Genomic DNA, 20,795 nt, shown 5'->3' with positions numbered 1-20,795 from the left:
GTTCAGCGGGCGGACCAGAAGAAGATGCCCGCGATATGGAGTCCGGCCAGGTAGATGGTCGCTGTCTTCTCGTAGCGGGTGGCGATACCGCGCCACCGCTTGAGGCGGTTGATGCACCGCTCGACGGCGTTGCGCTGCTTGTAGGCGTCGCGGTCGAAGGCCGGTGGCCTGCCGCCTTGGCTGCCGCGCCGCTGCCGGTGGGCCTGCTGGCCCGCCGGGACAGGGATCACTGCGCGGATCCCGCGCTTGTGAAGGTGGGCGCGGATCGCGCGTGAGGAGTACGCCTTGTCCGCCAGAACCACATCTGGCCTGGTGCGGGGCCGTCCGCGTCGGCGCGGAACACGCAGACGTGCCATCACCTGCGCGAATGCGGGTGCGTCGCCGACCTGCCCGGCGGTGAGATGAAAGGCCAGGGGCCGGCAGCTGCCGTCGGCGGCGAGGTGGATCTTCGTGGTCAATCCGCCGCGGGACCAGCCGATGGCGTGGTCGTCGGGCTCGCCGACCGGGGCCCCTTTTTGCGGGCCCCGGCCGCATGCTGGTGAGCGCGCACGATCGTAGAGTCCACCGACACGGCCCAATTGAGGTCCTCCTCCGCGTCGGCCTGGGCGATCAGCGCGGGAACACCCGCTCCCAGGTGCCGTCGACGGCCCACATCCGCAGCCGGTTGTAGACGCCTCGCCAGTTGCCGTACTTCTCCGGCAGGTGCACCCACTGCGTTCCGGTCTGGAACTTGAAGGCGATCGCGTTGATCACCTCACGGTGATCCCGCCAGCGGCCACCCCGCTTCGGCGTCCGGTCGGGAAGTAGCGGCTCGATCCGCGCCCACTGCGCATCAGTCAACGGCACGCCGGGACCAACGATCCGATGATCCGAACGAAACGGCCTAGAGATCGTTTTCAAAGGTGTCCATGTGATGAGGGATCATGCTTGTCGTGGTGCGTCGTCATGAACTTTCGGATGCCGAGTGGGCGGTGTTGTCGCGGTTGCTGCCGAGTTCAGGGACCGCGGGACGGCCTCGTTCGGACGACCGGGTGGTGCTGAACGGGATCGTGTGGAAACTGCGGACCGGATCGGCCTGGCGTGATGTGCCGGAGCGGTACGGCTCCTGGCAGACCCTGTACACGCGTTTCCGCAGGTGGGCCCTGGACGGCACCTTCTCGCGCATGCTGCGGGCCATCCAGGCCGAGAAGGACGCGGCCGGGGACATCCAGTGGCTGGTGTCGGTCGACTCCACCATCGTGCGGGCCCACCAGCACGCCGCCGGCGGCAAAAGGGGGCGGTCGACCGGGACGAAGCGGGTGATCACGCCCTCGGCCGATCCCGAGGCGGACTGAGCACCAAAGTCCACCTCGCCTGCGACGGAATCGGCCGCCCTCTCGGCTTCGTCCTCTCAGGCGGCAACGCCAACGACCGCACCCGCTTCGAACAGGTCATGGGCTCGATCAGCGTGCCCAGGATCGGGCCCAAACGCCCACGCACCCGCCCCGACCACGTGGTCGCCGACAAGGGCTACAGCTCCCGGAAGATCCGCGCCTACCTGCGCCGGCGCGGCATCGCGCACACGATCCCCGAACGCGTCGACCAGGCCCTCGGCCGACTGAACCGCGGCACACGCGGCGGCCGGCCACCCGGCTTCAACCGGTCCGTCTACCGCCGCCGCAACGTCGTCGAACGCTGCTTCAACCGCCTCAAGCAGTGGCGCGGCCTGGCAACTCGCCACGACAAGACCCGCGAGTCCTACCAGGCCGCCGTCACCATCGCCTCAATCCTGCTCTGGATCTGACCTTTGAAGACGATCTCTAGCCGAGCTTGTTGAGGCGGGTGGTGGCCGTCTGGATGACGAAGTCCTCGTCGTCAGGGGTGAGCAGGCGGGGACGGCCTCCCGCCCACCGAGGGTCCAAGCAGTCCGGGCCGATCTCGTTGAACCGGTGGATCACCTCCCGAACGGTGTCCTCGTCGGCCTGGACCAGCCGGGCGATCACCGGAACACGGTTCCCGCCCGCCGAGGCCAGCAGCATCATCGCGCGCTGGTAACGCACCGAGCTTGTACTTCCCCGGCGCACGATCCGCTGCAGCTTCTGCCCTTCCTGGTCGGTCAGTCTGCGCACCCGCACAGGCTCGGCCACCACACCTCCAGCGGTCGGAACGGACGTCACCGCCCATCCAACCGTTCCAATCGCCAACCCGGCGAACCTTCCCGGTCAGAGCACTGGCCAATGACGGGTCGCTCCTCGGGCAGGTCGTACATGCGGACGCGGCTGCGCGGCGCGAGCGCGGAGGCCACGGTGATGGGGCCGAGCCGGCCGATGGACATCAGCAGGATCTGTTCCGTCGTGGGCAGGTCGGCGGTGATGCCGGTGGACAGCCCCGCGGTGGCGAAGGCGGAGACGACCTCGAACAGGGAGCGGTCCAGGTCGTATTCGGTGAAGATCATGAAAGCCATGGTCGTACCGACGACGGCGGCCACCGGCAGCAGGACGACCGTCAGGGCCTGGCGCCGGATGTCGCCGTGCAGACGGTGCTGGAAGATGTTGACCGATCCCGCGCCCCCTGACTTCGGCGTAGACCACAGACAGCAGGACGACGAAGGTGGTCGGCTGCCGCCCGCCGTACCGGCGCTGGCGCCGCCGACGAACATCAGCACGTCCATGCCCGGCCAACTGGTCGGGTGCATCCGGCCGGTGTCGACGCTGTGGAAGCCCGCGGTGCGCGGCATGACACCTTGGAGGGAGCCGGCCAGCAGCTTGCCGGGCGTGTCCAGGGGGCCCAGCGTGGCGGGGTTGGTCCATTCGACCGTGGTGATGAGGACGCTGCCGCCCACGAGGAAGACCCCGCTCGCCCACACCAGGATCTTCGTGTGCAGCGACCATGTCGGTGGCCTTCGCCACCGGCGGCGCAGTTCGAACAGCACTGGGAAACCCAGTTCGCCGGCGATGCCCGCGAACGCGATGGGCAGGCAGATCCACGGATCGGTGGCGAAGGACATCAGGCTGTCGGAGTACAGGGCGAACCCGGCGTTGTTGAACGCTGAGACCGAGTGGAAGACCCCGAGCCAGACCGCCCGGGGCCAGGAGGTGTCGTAGGCCGTGTATCGAAAGTCGATCTTGAGCGATGAATGATCACGGTCCATGGGGCGGGGAGATCTCACGGATGAGCAGTGGGCGGTGCTGGAGCCGTTGTTGCCGAAGGGGGCCAGGACAGGGAGGCCGCCCATCTGGCCTCGGCGGCAGCTGATCGACGGCATACGGTTCCGGGTCCGGACCGGCGTTCCGTGGCGGGACGTCCCCGTCGAGTACGGACCGTGGAACCGGGTCTATGACCTGTTCCGCCGGTGGCAGCGGAGCGGCACCTGGCAGCGGATCCTCACGAAGCTCCAGTCCCTGGCTGACGTGAAGGGTGCGATCGTCTGGGACCTGAGCGTCGACTCCACGGTCTGCCGCGCTCATCAGCATGCGGCCGGAGCCCGCAAGGAGGGTGATCTGCAGAAAGAACCGCCGGGCGGCATCTTCACCGAGCCACAGGATCATGGACTGGGAAGGTCGCGCGGCGGGTTCACCACCAAGCTGCACCTGGCTGTCGAGCAGGGGCAGAAGCCCATGTCGATCGTGGTGACAGCAGGGCAGCGCGGGGACTCACCGCAGTTCGAGCCCGTGCTGGCAAAGGTGCGCGTGCCCCGCATCGGGGCGGGCCGGCCACGAGTCCGTCCCGACCGCGTGCGGGCCGACAAGGCGTACGCCTCCCGTAGGAACCGCGCCTATCTGCGCCGCCGCGGGATCCGCTGCACCATTCCGAACAAGGTTGACCAGGCGCGCAACCGCCAGAAGCTCGGCTCCCGCGGCGGTCGGCCGCCGCGCTTCGACTCGGTCGACTACCGCGAGCGCCACGCGGTTGAGTGCGGCATAAATCGCCTTAAGCGGCACCGGGCCGTGGCCACGCGATACGACAAACTCGCCGTCCGCTACGAGGCAACCGTCCTCGTCGCGGCCATCAACGAGTGGCTCTGATGCATGCGGTCGGTCGGCCGACTTATGGCTCATACAGGGGGAGGAAGTGGATGACCGCTTCCTCGTACGGGTGGGCGTCGCGGACCGCTTGCTGGACGGCGCGAGCTTGCTCCGCATCACAGACCGATTCGATCCTGCATTCCTCACTGTGCTGCACGACGCCCACCTCACCGTCATACGGCTGCGAGCCAGGCAACGACTGCCAGTTGCCGGTCACCCTCCACACGCTGGAACACCGCGCGTACTCGCCAATCCGGCCCGCCCCGGCCGCATGGAGAGCCTCGATCACTACATCTACATGACTCTCCGGGACGGATATCTCAATCTTCAGACGCACGACCAGACCCTAACAACCCGCCGACCAGCACTTTCACAACAGGCCTAGGGCGCCGGCAGGCGTTTCCCTTCCTCCGCGCTGCGATGGAGCAGAGCGCCGACGCCTTCTGCCGCCGTGGAGGCCACTGGCCCGCGCACCGCTGTGGTGATTTATTTCCTGCGTACGAAAGGCCACTCGTGTTCGACTACTTGGTCGCGAGTGGGCACGAGAGTGCCGTCCGCGATGAGCACTGTGCCCTTGCGGAACCGCTGCCGTTGCTTGAGCGCGAGCAACGGCGCCGTGCTGGTGACTATCCGGTCGGCCGCGGACTTCGAGATGCCGAACAGCGGCGCGATCTGCCGCAGCGTCAGGTTGGTTCGCCAGTAGACGGCCACGAGCAGGACCCGATCCTCAAGCGGCAGTGACCACGGGCGCCCCCGGCGGACCTCGTCCGCGCCCTCACGGCGAAGGACGGTGATCAGCTTGCGGAAGAGCTGCGGGCTCAGCCCGGTGAACGGGACTATCCACGAAGGCTCCGAAGCCATGATCACACCAGCCATACCAAGATCATGGCAGGTGAAGATTACGCCTTTCTCCCAGCTCAGGCAGTCTCCAGCGCTGGGGGAAGGTTCGCGCTCGTGTAGGCGTCCGCGACGCTGAACACACTGGCGCAAGTCGGGCACTCAGCACGGCCGAAGGGGTGCCTGATGCCCTCCGCGATGCGCTGTTGCCCATCGCGGACCGCCGTGGCGTGCATCCAGCGGCCGGGGTCGGGAAGCTCCTCGACTTGGGCCGGCAGCAGTTCCCGCCGCTCGACGTCGCCGCGATCCCAGTCGCGGATAGCCGAGTAGAAGCCGTAGTCCCCGATTGCGATGGTCACCTCCGCCACGCAGTGCGGACAGGACACCGTGTAGAAGTCGTCGGCGAAGTTCTCCAGGGCGGCACTCCAGTGGTACTGCCCCGCGAGCGCGAGCAGATCACCGAAGACCCGGTCGTACTCGGCAGGGCGGCTCCGCAGTCGCTGGTCCGCCAGGTCGCGCAGTCGGCTGAGCACCTCCGGACGGCCCGCGAGCAGAACTTCCCCGTCAGGATGCTGCAAAGTGCCGCGCGCGATGGCGCCCGCCAGTTCAAGAGCCTGCGCAGTTGCGGGGGCCAAGTCCGCCAACCGGGGCAGAGCGGTAAAGCTCGCCGGCGAGACAGTCTCACCGTGCAGGCATAGACGATCCCAAAGCTCCTCCCATGCCTCGGGAGCTTCCTCACGCTCGACCAAATCGAGGAGCACCGGCACTCGCTCAGTCTCCCCGTGGGCGTCCACCACCTGCGTCCAGTCCGTCACCACGGCATTCAACCGCTCCCGGAGCCCCAGGTGTCAACCAGCCAGAGGGCGGAGCCGCACTCTTCCTTGATCATTACGGGACAGCCCTTAGGAGTTGGACCAGGTGCGAGTGGACAGCACCAGCAGATAGCCGTCGGGGTCCTGAAAAGTCACGCCCCAGGTGTCCCAGTACGGATTATGGGCGGGCACTCGCTTACCACCATGCCGCTCAAGCCGCTCCATGAGGGAGTCGGGTACTGGTTCGCCGAGGTAGATGACCAGCAGGTCTTCATCGGTTGGCTGCGGTTCCAAAGGGGCGGCAGGATCGTGAACGAGTTCCAGATGCCAGCTGGCCTCGGGCCAGCCGACCATCAGGAGCGAGCTCCGGCCTGGGGTGCCGTCCGCCGCGTGCTGGTACAGGACGTCGAGGCCAAGACCTGAAACCCAGAAGCGTTCCGCCGCTCGGAGGTCGTGTGAGGGTCGGGCTATGCGGATATGAGCTGAGGCGTCGGCCGGCATCGTTCCACCTCGTGACGGGGACAGGCCCAGTGACTGTGTCCGTGGGCTTGGATAGCAGCGAGCTTAAAGATCGAGTGGCTGTGCGCCATCGGGCGCTGGTCCTAGTCCCGATTGCCAAAGACCAAATGGTCCTGACCGGCATTTTCGATACACGCCCTAGCCGAGACCGAGCCGCAGCGTCAGGAGCAGGGCGATGATCGCCTCCGACACCGGACTGCCCTTGACCACTTTGGTGACCACGGCTCGTACGTCGCCCAGTCCGAGCGTCTTGGTCTCCGCCGCCGCGGTGAGGCGGGCACGCAACCCCATCCGGCGCGAGACCAGCACACCCAGCACGGAGGCGAAGGCCATGATGCCCAGGCCGCCCAGCTGGATCAGCACCAGGATCACGACCTGCCCGAAGCCGCTCCAGTGCGTGGGCGTGTCCACCACGACCAGTCCGGTCACGCACACCGCCGACGTCGCGGTGAACGACGCCTCCGGCAGACCGGCGTGGTCCGGGCCCGGCGTCGCGAGGGGCAGCATCAGCAGAGCGGTGCCGACGGCGATCGCCGCGGCGAACCCCACCACGACCGCCTGGGGTCGATCGGGGTTGGTCTCCGTGGTGCTCGTCGCGGTCTTCGGTACCGCTCTGCTCGTGGCGGTCCTGCTCTCCGGCGTCGCCGCCCGGACCGTACTGTCCACCTCGTTCCTCTTCCTCGTCGGCGGAGCGCTCGTCAGCGACGGATTCCCGGGTCTCGTCCACATCGCGCCGGACAGTGGCATCGTCGCGGTCACCGCCGATCTGGCATTGTTCGCGGTGCTGTTCACCGACGGCATGCACGTGTCGTTCCCCAAGCTCAGGGAGAACTGGAGGTACCCGGCGCGCGCCCTGGGGCTCGGCATGCCGCTCGCCTTCGCCGGCATGGCGCTGATCACCCATTGCCTGGTCGGGCTGGACTGGACGACGTCCTTCCTCGTCGGCGCCGTCCTGGCGCCGACCGACCCGGTGTTCGCCTCGGCCATCGTGGGGCGCAAGGAGGTGCCTTCGAAGCTGCGGCAGTTGCTGAACGTGGAGAGCGGCGTCAACGACGGGCTCGCGCTCCCGTTGGTGCTGATCCTGATCGTCGCCGCCGGTCCGGCCGGTGGCCACGCGGAAGCGTCCTTGGGGAAGATCGCGCTGGAACTGGGGCTCGGGCTCCTTTTCGGTGTCGCGCTGCCGCTGCTGGTCAGCGGTCTCGTGCGGTTCCGCCTGCCGGGCGCGGAGCCCGAGCTGCAGCCGCTGCTGCCGCTCGCCACGGGGGTCATCCTGTACGCCGCGTGCCACCTCACGCACGCCAACCCCTCCTTGGCGGCTTCTCCGCGGGTGCCGTCCTCACCGCCGTGTCACCGGAGGGCAAGACGGCCTTCGAGCCGCTGGGCGAGGCTCTGGCCGAACTGGCGAAGTTCGCCGCGCTGCTGGTCTTCGGCGCCCTGCTGACACCGCAGCTCTTCGGTGACCTGTCGTTCGGCGGATACGTGGCGGTGTTCCTGGCGATCGTGCTGATCCGCCCGGCGTCGATGCTCATCTCGCTGATCGGGGCACGGTTCGACCGCCGGGAGGGGCTGGTGGCCGCGTGGTTCGGCCCGAAGGGCTTCGCCTCCGTGGTGTACGGCCTGCTCGTGCTCCAGGCCGGCATCCCGCAGGGGGATCAGGCGTACACGCTCATCGCCGTGTGCATCGCCTTCTCGATCATCGCCCACGGCAGCACCGACGTGCCCATCGCGAGGATCTTCGACGTCGAGCACCTCGCCGGCATTCCCGAGCCGCAGGACGCGGGGTCCTCGCCGGACGGGGACAAGGAGGCCGGTCGTGCCGACCGGGCAGAGCACGGTGTGCGCGGGCCGGGGGCGGGGGCATGAGGCGGCTGACCGTGCTGGGCGCGGCTCCGACGGCGGTGGGGGCCGCGATGTACGTCCTCCCGGGTCCTGGTCCGCCCGTGCTGGCCGCGGGGGTGCTCGTCCTCCTGGCGTGACGAGTCTGCGGCTGCTGAGGGCGTGGCGACGGTGAGCGGGAGGCCGCCTGCCCCGTTCGGGTGACACGGGCCGGCCGGGTCGTGTCCGTTGTCCGCGGCGTCCGTCGACCGTCCCGGCGGCGGGACGCCGTCGGGACGAAGGCCGAGGGCGTGGAAGGGGAGGACGAGCGGGCCCGTGCACACCGAGGCGCGAGGTGTGCACGGGCCCGCTCGGGAGCCGGTGCCGCGGGGGCGGTCAGACGGTGGTCCTCACCGACTCCCGGTCTTCGTCGTCCTCCGTGATCCCACCGGCGTCGCGGGCGCGGACGTACTCCAGGAAGGAGTTCAGTTCGCGCTTGACGACCGGGGCGAGGAGGTAGAGGCCGATGATGTTGATGACGGCGAGCATGAAGAGCACCGCGTCGGCCATGTCGATGAGGGTCTGCAGCGTCAGCAGCGATCCGGCGATCGCGAACAGGGTGTAGACGACCTTGTACGTCACTTCGCTGGTCCTGCTGCGGCCGAAGAGGTGCGTCCAGGCCTTGAGGCCGTAGTAGCCCCACGTCAGCACCGTCGAGATCGCGAACAGCAGCACGGCTACGGCGAGGACGTACGGGAACCAGGGCAGCACCGTGGCGAAGGCGTCGGACGTGATCGTGACGCCGCCGATGGACTCGCCCGCGCGGGCCTCGGCCCAGCTGGAGGGGTTGGCGATGACGATGGTCAGCGCGGTCATCGTGCAGATGACGACGGTGTCGATGAACGGCTCGAGCAGCGCGACCAGGCCCTCGCTGGCCGGGTGCCCGGTCTTGACCGCGGAGTGGGCGATCGGGGCGGAGCCGAGGCCGGCTTCGTTGGAGAAGGCGGCCCGCTTGAAGCCGATGATCAGGGCGCCGAGCACACCGCCTGCGACGCCTTGGGGGTTGAAGGCGCCCTCGACGATCGTGGCGACGGCGGCGGGAACGGCCGTGACGTGCACCAGGACGACCGTCAGACACGCCAGGATGTAGATGCCCGCCATGGCGGGGACGAGCCTGCTGGTGACGTTGGCGATGGAGCGGATGCCGCCGAGCAGCACGATGCCGACGAGCGCCGCGACCAGGATGCCGAAGAACAACGCGCCCGCGGAGGAGCCCATCGGTCCGTCCTCGCCGCCGGTGACGGACACCAGCTGGGCGTAGGACTGGTTGACCTGGAAGAGGTTGCCGCCGAACAGGCCGAAGAAGAGCACCATGAAGGAGGCCAGGACCGCGAGGATCTTGCCGAGCCGCTTGCCGTTCCTGCCGAAGCGGTCCGCCAGGCCCTTGGGTAGGTAGTGCATGGGGCCGCCGGAGACGGTGCCGTCGGCGTGCACCTCCCGGTACTTCACGCCGAGGGTCACCTCGACGAACTTGGTGGCCATGCCGAGCAGGCCGCACAAGATCATCCAGAAGGTGGCACCGGGGCCGCCGATGGAGACGGCGACGGCCACGCCGGCGATGTTGCCGAGGCCGACGGTGCCGGAGACGGCGGCGGTCAGCGCCTGGAAGTGGTTGACCTCGCCGGCCGATCCCTTCTCGTCGTACTTTCCGCGCACCACGTCGACGGCCAGCTTGAACTTGCGGAGCTGGACGAACCCGAACCAGCCCGTGAACACCAGACCGGCGACCACCAGCCAGGCGACGATCAGCGGAAGGTCCGCGCCCCCGACCGGGACGGCATAGAAGACGACCTCTCCGAGCCAGGTCGCTATGGGCTCGAAGAATCCGCTGACGGCTTCGTCGACGGATGTGGTGACGGAGTCGAGTGACACTGTGGCTACCTCGATGGCGCAGTACCGGTGCGGGGGAGAGCACGCCGGAAGGGTGTGTGGTCTGTGAGCGAACGCCGTTGTCCGATCGGCGACTCCGGATGCGCGCTCCGTGGACTCGGAGCGTGATCACCTGGGTCGTTCTGTCGCGGGTGTGCCGAGACTCCACCAGCTGGCGAAGGGTGGTGCCGACTGCGGAGTTGCGCAGTTCTACCACGGCCTTCACGGCTTCCTTGGTGATGTGCGTCACATAACCGTCGGTGACATTCGAAATCGCCAGCGAACGAGACCAGACCGTTATCCGGAGTCCTAGATCCGTTCAGCGGACACGTATATCCGCGCGTGCCGACTCGACCGGGCGCGGAGTGGCAGGAGGGAGGCGACCGGGACCCGGGGTGCTCGGCCCGTCGGCCGCCGCGGGTCCGGCGGCGAGGGCCGCCCCGGCCGCGCTGGACGCCCTGTCCCTCCGTGCCGCGCTGCCGGGGTCGGCGCGGGCGGGGGTGCCGTTCCTCCTCCACGGCTGCCTGGGGTGCGCGGGAGAGGGCGGCGCCCTGTCCGGCCCTTCAGACCGGTGCGCGGTGTGGCGGCGGCGCCGGTGAGGCCGCCGCCGGGCGCTGAGGCGGTGGCCGGGACGGGTGCCATCCCGCTGCCCCGTGGTGCGCGGACCGGGGCGTCCGGCCGGCCCCGGGGCGACCCGGCGGGTGGCCGAGCGGGCGTGTCCGCCCGGCACGCCCGGTCCGGGCCGTTGCCGTGGGACGGGAACCGGCCCGCCGTCCTCAGGCCACCTGGAAGGAACGCCGGGACAGGCCGAGGCCGTAGCCGTCGAGGGTCGTCAGCACCGGGCCGGTGGGGGCGGTGGCCGCGCCGAGCGTGACGAACAGCGGCGTGAAGTGCTCCACGGTCGGGTGGGCGTAGGGCATTCCCGGGGCGGCGCTGCGGAAGCGGGCGAGTTCGTGGACGTCACCGCGCTCCAGTGCCTCGGCGGCCCAGGCGTCGAAGTCGGCGGACCAGCCGGGCACCTTGTTCTCCCGGACCATCTCCCGGGTGAGGAACGGCAGGCCGTGGGTCATGTGGCCCGAACCGATCATCAGCACCCCCTGCTCCCGCAGCGGTCGCAGCCGCTCGCCGATGGCCAGCAGCCGGTCGGGGTCCTCGGTGGGCAGGCTCAGCTGCAGTACCGGGACGTCCGCGGCCGGGTACATGATCTTCAGGGGCACCCAGGCGCCGTGGTCCAGTCCGCGGTGGGTGTGCTGATGCACCCGCTCGGTGCCCGGCATGAGCCCCGCCACCTGACGGGCCAGCTCGCCGGCGTCCGGGGTGTCGTAGCGGAAGGTGTGGTACAGCGCGTCGAAGCCGCCGAAGTCGTAGACGAGCTCGTCCGGCCGGGCGGCGCTCAGCGACAGCGGCGCGGACTCCCAGTGTGCGGAGACGATCAGAATGGCCTTCGGTTTGGGCAGGCTGCGGGCCCACGCGTGCAGGGGGGTCAGCCACTCGGGGCGTTCGAAGGGCAGGGGGCCGCCGCCGTGCGAGAGGTAGAGGCTGGGCAGGGGGCCGTCCTGCGGCGACCAGGGGCGGTGTGGTTCGGCGGCCTCGAGCGCGGCGGCGTGCCGCAGATGCGCGACGAAGGGGTGCGAGGACGGTATGCGGGCGTCGGCGGCGGCCGTGGTGGCGGAAGCTGAGCTGGTCATGCGGGCTCCTCGGTCGGGACTGCGGGCGGGACGTGGATCAGTCGCTCACCGGCCGGGCGGTCCGGCGGCGACCGGTGGGCAGGTGGCCGACGCGGGAGCGCCCGGCACCGGCGACGGCCGGGAGCGGCGCGACCGCGCCGAGCACGAATTCGTAGCCGCCCTCGCCGATGGGGAGGCCGCGGCCGGCGTGCGCGAACGCGCCGATCCTCCCGGCCGGGGGCGGCGGTCCGGCGACGGGCGCGGCGGGCCCTGGTGCCGGCGCGGCGCCGCCGGCCGGCTCGACGGCGCTGCCGCCCTTCTCGACGGGGTCGGCGACGGCCGTCCCGTGGTGCCGGCGCCGATGATGCCCGCATGCGCCATGACGGTGCTCCTGCCGGATAATGGTTGTCGCGACAATTGACATCTGTGGATCCCAGCAAACTTGTCACTACAACTATTCCGGATGGGGATGTGACCGTGGACACGCCCTGGCTCGACCGGCGGGAGCTGCGCACCTGGATACGCCTCCGCGCGGTCCTGGAACTGCTGCCCGGCGTGCTGGACGCACAGCTGCGCAACGACGCCGACCTGACGGAGTTCGAGTACTACACCCTGGCCATGCTCTCCGAGGCGCCCGGGCGCACGCTGCGCATGACCGCGCTGGCCCAGCAGACCAACGCCACCCTGCCCCGGCTCTCCCACGTGGTGTCGCGCCTGGAGAGGCGGGGCCTGGTCGAACGCTTCCCCTGCTCGGAGGACCGCCGGGCGACCAACGCCCGGCTCACCGGGGCCGGGTGGACGAAGGTGCGGCAGGCGGCACCCGGCCACGTCGGCACCGTCCGCCGTCACGTCGTCGACGCGCTGACCGACGAGCAGATCGATCAGCTCGCGGCCATCGGGGACGCCCTCCTGGCCACTCTGGACCCCTCGGGGCGGATGAGCGCGGTCTACACCCGCTACGACGAGGCGCGCGATGCCGAACCGGGAGCGTAGACCGCCGGTGAGGGCGGCCCCGACGGGCGGGAGGCACGCACGGCGGGGACCGCACCCGTGGTGGGTGCGGCCCCGGCCGCGACGCAGACGTCCGGGTGCTACGTCACTGGTGGTGAGGCGACGTCAGGTAGTGCTGACGCAGGAGTTCCTTTCCGCAGTCGTCGGGAAATGCTCAAGGTGTCCGCAGCGGTGACGCGCCGGGGCGCGGTCACCGGCACCGACCGGCACCGGCACCTTTCCGCGGCCCGATCCGAACGACAGCCCCCAGCACCGGCATCCCGCCCGGACGACCGCCGGCACCGGCGGACGCGGAAGCATCCCGGACCACCGGCCGTCCGGATCGAGCGCCCTCCCGCGGCAACGGCTGGGAAATCAACCGCCGTGGACCGCGGTCGGGATCCCCGCCGCCGTTTCCGCCCCCGACGGCGAGGCGGCCGCCGGGCCGGCAGCCGCCGTCGGGGTGTGCGCCCGGGCGGGGTACGGCCGTGCCGCCGGGGCGAACGCCGCGCGATAGGCGGTGGGCGTCGTCCCCAGGGCGCGCCGGAAGTGCAGCCGGAGGTTCGAGGGGCTGCCCAGACCGCATCGGTCGGCTATGTGGTCGACGGTGAGTCCGGTGCTCTCCAGCAGTTCCCGGGCGCGGTCGAGCCGGGCGGCGAGCAGCCACCGCAGGGGCGTCGTGCCGGTCTCGGCGACGAACCGCCGGGCGAAGGTCCGGGGCGCCATGTGAGCGTGCGCGGCCAGCAGGGGGACCGTCAGCGGTTCGTGCAGGCGGGCCAGGGCCCACGCCCGGGTGGGCGCGAGGGTGACGCCGCACGCGTCGGGGGCCAGTGGCCGCTTGATGTACTGCGCCTGCCCGCCGTCGCGGTGGGGAGCGGAGACCAGGGCGCGCGCCACCTGGTTCGCCGTCTGCGACCCCAGGTCACTCCGGACCAGGTGCAGGCACAGGTCGATGCCGGCGGCGACGCCCGCCGAGGTCAGCACCTGCCCCTCGTCCACGTACAGCACGCGCGGGTCCACCGACACCCTCGGATACCGCGCCGCCAGTTCGTCGGTGTACCGCCAGTGGGTGGTGGCCTTGCGGCCGTCCAGGATCCCGGCCGCCGCCAGTGCGAACGCGCCGGTGCAGATGGACACCATCCGCCGGCCCCCGGCATGGGCCTCGGCCAGCGCGGCCAGCACGTCCGCCGGGAGTTCCCGCAGGTGCGGTGCGTACCCCGGAACCACCACGGTGTCCGCGCCGCGCACCGCTTCCAGCCCGGCCGTCACCGTCACGGTGAACCCCGCCGCGGTCGGGACCGGCCCCGCGGTCCGTCCGCACAGCACCAGCTCGTAGGGGTCACCGGGCACGGTGATGAACACCTGGGCCGGGATGCCCAGGTCCAGGGGCAGCACGCCGTCCATCACCAGTACCGCCACGCGGTGGGGCGCGGTGGAGGTGGCAGTTTCCTCTCGCATGGAGGCAAGTCTGCCACTGTCACGGGCGGTTGCCGCCGCCGATCATCGATGCCATGAACGACGAGACGACCACCGGCGTCCCGACGCTGCCCGACACTCCCGTCACCCGTCGCGCGCTGGCCCTGGTGCGCGAGGCGGAGTCCACCGCGACCGCCAACCACAGCGTCCGCAGCGCGCTGTTCGCCCGCCTGCGCGCCGACCACCAGGGCGCGGAGCCGGGGCGCGACTACGATCCGGAGCTGCTGTTCCTGGCCTGCGTCCTGCACGACATCGGTCTGACGCGGGCGGGCGACCGCCACCAGCGGTTCGAGGTGGACGGCGCCGACACGGCCGCGGAGTTCCTCACCGCACAGGGCCTGCCCGCCGCCGACGTCGACGCGGTGTGGGAGGCCGTCGCCCTGCACACGACCCCGGGCATCGCCGAGCGCCGCGGCACCCTGTGCGCCCTGGTGCACCAGGGGACGGGCATGGACTTCGGCTGGGACACGGAGTGCGTCGACGACGCCACCGGGGCCGCGATCCACGCCGCCTATCCGCGGCTGTCCATGGCCACCACCCTCACCGACGAGATCGTCGCCCAGGCGCGGCACCGCCCGGAGAAGGCCCCGCCCTTCTCCCTCGCCTCCGAACTGCTGCGGGAGAGGTCCGTGCCGCCGCACAGGACCCGGATGGAGGCCATGGCCGACACCGCGCGCTGGGGCAACTGAGCAGGACCACGCACGGGATCCCGCCGTTCGACACGGCGCGGGAACTCGACCTCACCGGGCCGCGGGAGGTGCTCACCGCCTCCTTCGGACCGCGGGACGGCACGGACGACGCCGTGCCCCCGCCGAGCGCTCCGCGCCCGTCCGCCCCCGGACGCCGTCCCCGTACCGGGCGCTCACGGCGCCCGGGAGACGGTGCCGTACGACACGCGGGTCACCGGCCGGCTCGCCGGCACCGCCGTACCCGGCGGACGAGACGCTTCCCCATTCGTGACCGACCGAGAAGTGGAGTACCGACCGAGATGAACCGCCGTACCCTCCTGCACGCCACCACCGCGCTCGGAGCCGCGACACTGACGGCCGGCGCCGCCACCCGGGCCGCCGCGGCGGCACCCGCGGCTCCCGGACGCGACCGTCCCCTGCGCGTGCACGTCGTCATGTTCGACGGGGTGGAGGAACTCGACTTCACCGCCCCGTACGAGGTGCTCTCCGCCTCGGAATACTTCGCCGGCCGGGAGGTGGAGGTCCGCTACGTCGCGCTCGACGGCCCCCGCACCGTCAAGGCCGCCTACGGCACCGAAGTGCGCGTCGACCACGGATGGGCTCCCGAGAAGGCCGACCTCCTCGTCGTCCCCGGCGGCGGGTACGCGCGCAAGGAGGATCCCGGCGTGTGGGCCGAGATCCGGCGGGGCTCCCTGCCCCGGGCCCTGGCCGCCGCGACCCGCCCGGGCCTGACCGTCAGCGCGCTGTGCACGGGCGTGATGCTGCTCTCCGCCGCCGGGCTGACCGCGGGACGCCCCTGCACCACCCACCACCGGGCGCGGGCCGACCTGGAACGGCAGGGCGGCGTGTTGAAGAACGCCCGCGTGGTCGACGACGGCGACCTGGTCACCGCCGGCGGGGTGACCTCCGGACTGGACCTGGCCCTGTGGCTGGTGCGCCGGGAACTCGGCGCGGACGCCGCGGTCGGTCTGGAGGAGATGCTCGAGTACGAGGCCCGCGGCACGGTGTGGACGGCGCGGAACAACCGGTGAGCGGGTTCCGGCGACCCCGTCCCCATGTCCGGCCGGGGCGACCCTCGCGGTGACCCGGGCGCTGTCGTAACGGGGGAGCGGGGCGGGCCCGGGAGGTCCGTCGGGCGACACTGTGCCCACGCGTCCGTCGTCGCACCGCCCGCAGGGCCGCCGCCTTCTCGCCGCGCCGGCGCCCACCGCGTCCCGAACCGTCGACTCCCGTCCCGGCGACAGGGGTTCCGCCTGGTGGCACGCCCCGGTCGGCCCGGGCGCGAGTCGTGGGTCGACTCGCGCCCGGGCCGGACCGACGGCAGGGCCGAACACCGCGCCCGCCCCCTGTCCGGGGGATGGACCCGCCCGCGGCTCCGCCACCGGCGTTCCCCGACGCTCCGCGGTCCTGGCGGCTCCCTCTTGCCGCGTCGCATTCGGCGAGCGGTCACCCATCACCCCGGCCGGCGATCCGCTCCGGCACGACGCGAGCGACGGCGGTGACGGCTCGCCGGCCGGGCTTCTCGCGGCGGTCCCCGCCCTGTGCCGGCAGCGGCCGTCGTGCTCCACGCACAGGCCGTGGCCGGGCGGACCCGCGACTCACGCGGTGTGGATCTCCAAGGCGGTACGCACGGCGGACTCCACGGCTCCCTCGATCCACGCCGGCTTGACGGACGTGTGGTCCCCGGCGAAGTGCAGCGGCCCTTCACGCGCGGGGATGGCGGGCAGCAGCTCCGTGTGCTGCCCGGGCAGCAGCACGGACGCCTCCCCGTAGGCGTAGGGGTCGCGCAGCCAGCTCTGTGTGCGGCCCGCACCCGTGTAGAAGACCTCGATGCGCTGGCCGTAGACCTGCTGGAGACCGCACAGGGCGTACGGGTACCGCGCGTCGTCGTCCAGGGAGTCCCAGCGCGAGGCGTCGTCCGCCCAGGTGTAGGAGGCCAGCACCACACCCCCCGCGCTGCCCGGAACCGGGTGGGACGGGTGGAACATGAACCGGTTGGCGTTGTCCGACACCGAGCCGCCGCCCACCACGTCGACCGCCTCCGGCTGGTCCCGCGCGACCGCGCGGTTGGCGGCGTAGTGGGTGCGCTGGCCCGCCGTGATGTGCCCGGCGGGCACGGAGGGGTGGGCGCCGAGCAGGCTGCCGTCCGTGGCGGCCCGGCCGGTGCGGTAGGCGTCGTACAGGCCCGGGTCGATGGCGCGCAGCTCGCGTTTCCAGTCGGCCTCGTCGAACTCCCACCAGCGGCGGCTGAACTCCAGCAGCACCTTGGTCGCGCTGTCGTAGTGCAGTTCGCTGACCGCCCGGCGCTTGCCGTAGGACAAGGGCGGGGCGATCTGCACGTGGCGCAGCCCGGAGAACGGCACCGTGACCACGGCGACGTCCGCGGTGAACTGCTCGCGTACGACGGGACCGCCGCGGCCCTCCGACACGGTGTCCACCCACACGTGCGGACCCTTGCCCCGGACGTGCCCGGAGTCCGGCGACGGACGGTCCGGGTGGTGGTACTCGATGCGCGTGACACGGCGGTCGAACCGCACGTCCTTGCGCACGCGTTCCAGCAGGGCGTCCGGCAGCACGGCCGTGCCGCCCTCCAGCTCGTAGAAGGGCGTGTCGGGGCTGATGAGGGAGGAGCCGATGAAGCTGTGGATGAAGGACAGGGGGAGGCGGGAGGTGAGGTTCTCCAGGGTGCCGATCAGGTCGACGGTCCGCTCGTCGAGGCCGGCGTGCTCGGTCAGGAAGCGGAACATCGACCAGTCACCGAACCGCTGCACCACGCGGGCCCAGCCCTGCAACCGCTCGGGGAGCGGCTTGTCGACGCGCTTGCCGTCACGGCCGACGACGCTGAACTCGTCGCGCACCGGATCCAGCGCGGAACGCAGGATGGTGGCGGCGGGGGTGTCCCAGTGGGCCCGGGGGACGCCGAACGACCGGTTCACGCGCCGGGGCGCGCGGGCGTAGTCGGCGCGCCGCACGCGGATGCCGTTGACGTGGATCCAGGTGCGGCCGGCGGGGCGCCCCTCGCCGTCGACGTCGACGTAGTGGAAGCGCCGCTTCTTCAGGCCGAACTGGTCGATCAGCTCCATCACCAGGGGATGGCTGCCCGGGATGCGCATCGCACCCGCCTCGGCGTACTGGCGGGGATCGGCGAAGGGCTGCTCGGCGCGCTCGTGGCCACCGGTGCGGAAGGTCTTGACGCGTCCGCCCGCCCGGTTGCCGTTGGCCTCCAGCACCGTCACCCGGTGGCCCGCCCTCTTCAGCAGCCAGGCGGCCACGAGACCGGCCGGGCCGGCGCCGATGACCAGGACGTTCTTGGGCCGTGTCCGTCGCTGGGCCGGCAACCCCTTCTGGAGGACGCCCTGGTAACGCGGGACGAGGGGGCGGTTGTCGGCGTCCAGTACGAGGAGTGCGCGGGCGACGGCCAGGCACCGGTCGAAGTCGGCGCCGCGCTTGTCGCTCGGGGCGGCCGGCGCGGGCAGGGCCGCGGAGACGCCGCCGGCCAGGGCTGTGACCGCGGTGGCCGTGCCGGCCACCGCGGTGAAGCTCCTGCGGGAGAGACCGCCTTCTGAACGCGCCACCGCGTGATCTTCAGTCATGGCGGCCTTTGTACCGGCGGCCGTGACAGGACGTCCGTCCTTCCCTCCGGCGTTGACCCGAATGAGTTAATTGCGGCGGGTCCTGACGTCACCGTGGATCCGCCGGCGTGAACCGGACGGAAAACCCGAAGGGATGAACGCCGTGCGAACTCCGCCTGACGCGGCGGCCGGTCCTCCACACTGCGACATGCGCATCCACTCCGTGCTCTGCGGCGGGCCCGCGCGGCGCATCGCGTACGCGGCGCCGGCACGGCCCTGCGAGGGTGCGAGGCGAGGGAGGGGGAAAGGATGGCGCAGCGGCGCACTCCGTTCGGTCACAGGGTCCGCTACTGGTTCGACAGCACGCTGGCCCGCGGTGCCGCCGCCCTCGTCGGCTGGATGGCGCTGCTGTGCCTGGCCGTCGTCGTCCCGGCCAGTGCGGTGCTGGTGTGGACCGACCCCGACGCGCCGGCGTCCCTGACGGACCGGCTGGCGCGGGTGTGGCACCTCACCGGGGAGACACTGCGGCTGGGCGGTGTGACGGGTACGCCGCTGAGGGTGACGATGTCGGTGCTGCTCGCACTGGTCACTCTGCTGTACGTCTCGACGCTCGTCGGCCTGATCACGACGGCGCTCACGGAGCGGCTCACCGCGCTGCGGAGGGGCCGTTCCACCGTGCTCGAACACGGGCACGCGGTGGTGCTGGGCTGGTCGGAGCAGGTCTTCACGGTGGTGAGCGAACTGGTGGCCGCCAACGCCAACCAGCGGCGCGGCGCGGTGGCGGTGCTGGCAGACCGGGACAAGACCCTCATGGAGGAGGCCCTGAGCACGAAGGTGGGCGCCACCGGCCGTACGCGGCTGATCTGCCGCAGCGGCCCCACCACCGACCCGGCCGTGCTCCCCCTGACGAGCCCGGCCACGGCCGGCGTCGTGCTGATCCTGCCGCACGACGGGCCCGACGCCGACGCCGACGCCGAGGTGGTCAAGACACTGCTGGCGCTCAGGGCGGCACTGGCCGGGGAGGGGAAACGCCCGCCCGTCGTCGCCGCCGTCCGGGACGACCGGTACCGCCTGGCCGCGTGTCTCGCCGCCGGACCGGACGGCATCGTCCTGGAGAGTGACACCGTCACCGCCCGGCTGATCGTCCAGGCCGCCCGCCGCCCCGGGCTCTCCCTCGTCCACCAGGAGCTCCTCGACTTCGCCGGCGACGAGTTCTACCTGATCGCCGAGCCGGCCCTGGCCGGCCGGCCGTTCGGGGAGGCGCTGTTGTCCTATCCGACGTCGAGCGTGGTCGGGTTGATGCGAGGGGGCACCGCCCTGCTCAACCCGCCGCCGCAGACGCCCGTCACCCCGGACGACCTGCTCGTCGTCATCTCCCGTGACGACGACACGGCCTGGCTGGGCGACTGTGTGGAGCTGGTCGAGGAGGAGGCGATGGCAGCCGGCCCTCCGGCGCCCGTGCGAGCGGAGCGGGTTCTCCTGCTGGGCTGGAACCGCCGGGCACCGCTCATAGTCGACCAGCTGCGACGCCGCGCCCGGCCCGGATCAGTCGTCGACGTGGTGGCGGACCGGGGCGAAGCGACGGCCCGGCAGGTGAGCGAGGCCGACGCGAACAGCGGTGCCGATCTGAGCCTGACACTGCACCACGGGGACGTCACCCGTCCCGAGACCCTGCGGCGCCTGGACGTCTACTCCTACGACAGCGTGATCGTGCTCGGGCGGGACCCCCTCCCCGGACAGCCGCCGGACGACCCCGACAACCGCACGCTCGTCACCCTCCTGCTGCTGCGCCAACTGGAGGAGGCGACCGGGCGCGAACTGCCGGTCGTCACCGAGCTGATCGACGACCGGAACCGGGCGCTGGCCCCCATCGGCCCCGGGGCCGACGTGATCATCAGTGGCAAGCTCATCGGCCTGCTCATGGCGCAGATATCCCAGAACCGGCACCTGGCGGCGGTGTTCGAGGAGCTGTTCTCCGCGGACGGCACCGGGGTCCGCCTGCGGCCGGCCACCGACTACGTACTGCCCGGGAGCGAGACGTCCTTCGCCACAGTGGTGGCCGCGGCACGTCACCGCGGCGACTGCGCCATCGGCTACCGAAGCCACGACGACTCGGCGACGGGCCCCGGCTACGGAGTGCGGATCAATCCGCCCAAGGACGAGCGGCGCCGCTGGACGGCCGAGGACGAAGTGGTCGTCATCGGCAGGGACTGACGGACGGCTTCGGCAAGGGGTGCCCGTCCGGCACCGGGAACACCCCTCGGCCCGCTGATCCCCACCGCCGGGCCGGCGACCCGCGCGACGGCCTGCGGGTGCGCGGCGGGCGCGGGATCCCGGCGTCGGGTCGGCCAGGTGGTGGCGGTGGGGGGCGGCCAGCGCCATCCGCGCGTTCGCAGGGCCTCGTCCTGGTTCAACCGGGCGGACGGACGGGCGGTTTCCCTGCCGAGGACGCCGAACGCGTAGTAGGCGTCGGCCGGTCGGGTAC

The 20,795-nt window shown here is 71.4% G+C and carries 16 protein-coding genes and 4 pseudogenes; 8 read left to right on the top strand and 12 right to left on the bottom strand.

The genetic code is table 11. From position 1 onward, the window contains the following. Window positions 1-2: 2 nt before the first annotated feature. A pseudogene (locus ACSU6Z_RS02310) lies at window positions 3-861 on the bottom strand (IS5 family transposase). 62 nt (window positions 862-923) lie between these two features. Between ACSU6Z_RS02310 and ACSU6Z_RS02305 the strand changes: the two are divergent. Continuing rightward, window positions 924-1,783 (top strand): IS5 family transposase gene (locus ACSU6Z_RS02305; protein ID WP_437042347.1). Its coding sequence is split into 2 segments (ribosomal slippage): window positions 924-1,287 and window positions 1,287-1,783, totalling 861 coding nucleotides; the frame shifts between segments, so codons are not numbered across the junction. A gap of 19 nt (window positions 1,784-1,802) precedes the next feature. On the opposite strand, the pseudogene ACSU6Z_RS02300 reads toward ACSU6Z_RS02305, so the two are convergent. Together ACSU6Z_RS02300 and ACSU6Z_RS02295 are read right to left on the bottom strand one after the other, a co-directional pair. Continuing rightward, window positions 1,803-2,126: pseudogene (locus ACSU6Z_RS02300) on the bottom strand (helix-turn-helix domain-containing protein); the annotation flags it as partial. A gap of 26 nt (window positions 2,127-2,152) precedes the next feature. Then, window positions 2,153-3,130 (bottom strand): potassium transporter TrkG, encoded by a 978-nt coding sequence (locus tag ACSU6Z_RS02295; RefSeq protein WP_437042345.1) that lies wholly within the window; start codon window positions 3,128-3,130, stop codon window positions 2,153-2,155. On the opposite strand from ACSU6Z_RS02295, the gene ACSU6Z_RS02290 reads away from it, so the two are divergent. Then, window positions 3,129-4,004, top strand: a complete 876-nt coding sequence (locus ACSU6Z_RS02290; RefSeq protein WP_437042342.1) for an IS5 family transposase — start codon at window positions 3,129-3,131, stop codon at window positions 4,002-4,004. The genes ACSU6Z_RS02295 and ACSU6Z_RS02290 overlap by 2 nt on opposite strands. Before the next feature lie 22 nt (window positions 4,005-4,026). On the opposite strand, the gene ACSU6Z_RS02285 is transcribed toward ACSU6Z_RS02290, so the two are convergent. From ACSU6Z_RS02285 to ACSU6Z_RS02265, 5 genes and pseudogenes are all read right to left on the bottom strand, one after another. After that, window positions 4,027-4,341, bottom strand: coding sequence for a hypothetical protein (locus ACSU6Z_RS02285; RefSeq protein ID WP_401738210.1), 315 nt, complete (start codon window positions 4,339-4,341; stop codon window positions 4,027-4,029). A gap of 182 nt (window positions 4,342-4,523) precedes the next feature. After that, window positions 4,524-4,880 (bottom strand): annotated as a pseudogene (locus ACSU6Z_RS02280) (helix-turn-helix domain-containing protein); the annotation flags it as partial. A gap of 41 nt (window positions 4,881-4,921) precedes the next feature. Then, window positions 4,922-5,656: a hypothetical protein gene (locus tag ACSU6Z_RS02275; RefSeq protein ID WP_437042340.1), complete on the bottom strand. Its 735-nt coding sequence runs from the start codon at window positions 5,654-5,656 to the stop codon at window positions 4,922-4,924. An 87-nt stretch (window positions 5,657-5,743) separates the two neighbouring features. Further along, window positions 5,744-6,154 carry a VOC family protein gene (locus ACSU6Z_RS02270; protein ID WP_437042339.1) on the bottom strand — a complete coding sequence of 137 codons (411 nt, stop codon included), beginning with the start codon at window positions 6,152-6,154 and terminating at the stop codon, window positions 5,744-5,746. 156 nt (window positions 6,155-6,310) lie between these two features. Next, complete coding sequence (locus tag ACSU6Z_RS02265; protein WP_437042337.1) at window positions 6,311-6,724, bottom strand: hypothetical protein; 414 nt, start codon at window positions 6,722-6,724, stop codon at window positions 6,311-6,313. Window positions 6,725-6,755: 31 nt separating this feature from the next. On the opposite strand from ACSU6Z_RS02265, the pseudogene ACSU6Z_RS02260 reads away from it, so the two are divergent. After that, window positions 6,756-8,035, top strand: a pseudogene (locus ACSU6Z_RS02260) (cation:proton antiporter). Window positions 8,036-8,383: 348 nt separating this feature from the next. Here the strand turns inward: ACSU6Z_RS02260 and ACSU6Z_RS02255 are convergent. Both ACSU6Z_RS02255 and ACSU6Z_RS02250 read right to left on the bottom strand, forming a co-directional pair. Then, on the bottom strand, window positions 8,384-9,919 hold the full coding sequence (locus tag ACSU6Z_RS02255; protein ID WP_437042335.1) for an alanine/glycine:cation symporter family protein: 1,536 nt from the start codon (window positions 9,917-9,919) through the stop codon (window positions 8,384-8,386). A 773-nt stretch (window positions 9,920-10,692) separates the two neighbouring features. After that, the gene (locus ACSU6Z_RS02250; protein ID WP_437042333.1) at window positions 10,693-11,604 is read right to left on the bottom strand and encodes a dioxygenase family protein; all 912 of its coding nucleotides are present in this window, start codon (window positions 11,602-11,604) and stop codon (window positions 10,693-10,695) included. A gap of 82 nt (window positions 11,605-11,686) precedes the next feature. Between ACSU6Z_RS02250 and ACSU6Z_RS02245 the strand changes: the two genes are divergently transcribed. Together ACSU6Z_RS02245 and ACSU6Z_RS02240 are read left to right on the top strand one after the other, a co-directional pair. Then, window positions 11,687-12,004 (top strand): hypothetical protein, encoded by a 318-nt coding sequence (locus tag ACSU6Z_RS02245; RefSeq protein WP_437042331.1) that lies wholly within the window; start codon window positions 11,687-11,689, stop codon window positions 12,002-12,004. Between the two features lie 56 nt (window positions 12,005-12,060). After that, a complete protein-coding gene (locus ACSU6Z_RS02240) occupies window positions 12,061-12,576 on the top strand; it encodes a MarR family winged helix-turn-helix transcriptional regulator (protein WP_437042329.1) in 516 nt (171 codons plus the stop codon). Between the two features lie 372 nt (window positions 12,577-12,948). Here ACSU6Z_RS02240 and ACSU6Z_RS02235 read toward each other — a convergent pair whose 3' ends face one another. Beyond that, a complete protein-coding gene (locus ACSU6Z_RS02235; protein ID WP_437042327.1) occupies window positions 12,949-14,031 on the bottom strand; it encodes a GlxA family transcriptional regulator in 1,083 nt (360 codons plus the stop codon). 53 nt (window positions 14,032-14,084) lie between these two features. Between ACSU6Z_RS02235 and ACSU6Z_RS02230 the strand changes: the two genes are divergently transcribed. Together ACSU6Z_RS02230 and ACSU6Z_RS02225 are read left to right on the top strand one after the other, a co-directional pair. Continuing rightward, on the top strand, window positions 14,085-14,738 hold the full coding sequence (locus ACSU6Z_RS02230) for an HD domain-containing protein (protein WP_437042324.1): 654 nt from the start codon (window positions 14,085-14,087) through the stop codon (window positions 14,736-14,738). Between the two features lie 299 nt (window positions 14,739-15,037). Continuing rightward, a complete protein-coding gene (locus ACSU6Z_RS02225) occupies window positions 15,038-15,769 on the top strand; it encodes a DJ-1/PfpI family protein (protein WP_437042322.1) in 732 nt (243 codons plus the stop codon). Between the two features lie 567 nt (window positions 15,770-16,336). Here ACSU6Z_RS02225 and ACSU6Z_RS02220 read toward each other — a convergent pair. Continuing rightward, complete coding sequence (locus ACSU6Z_RS02220) at window positions 16,337-18,331, bottom strand: flavin monoamine oxidase family protein (RefSeq protein WP_437042320.1); 1,995 nt, start codon at window positions 18,329-18,331, stop codon at window positions 16,337-16,339. Between the two features lie 288 nt (window positions 18,332-18,619). On the opposite strand from ACSU6Z_RS02220, the gene ACSU6Z_RS02215 reads away from it, so the two are divergent. Next, on the top strand, window positions 18,620-20,524 hold the full coding sequence (locus tag ACSU6Z_RS02215; RefSeq protein ID WP_437042318.1) for a CASTOR/POLLUX-related putative ion channel: 1,905 nt from the start codon (window positions 18,620-18,622) through the stop codon (window positions 20,522-20,524). Window positions 20,525-20,795: the final 271 nt, after the last annotated feature.

This window comes from Streptomyces sp. enrichment culture, from assembly GCF_964273145.1.
GTDB lineage: Bacteria > Actinomycetota > Actinomycetes > Streptomycetales > Streptomycetaceae > Streptomyces.
This window is presented reverse-complemented; position numbering and strand designations above follow the sequence as displayed.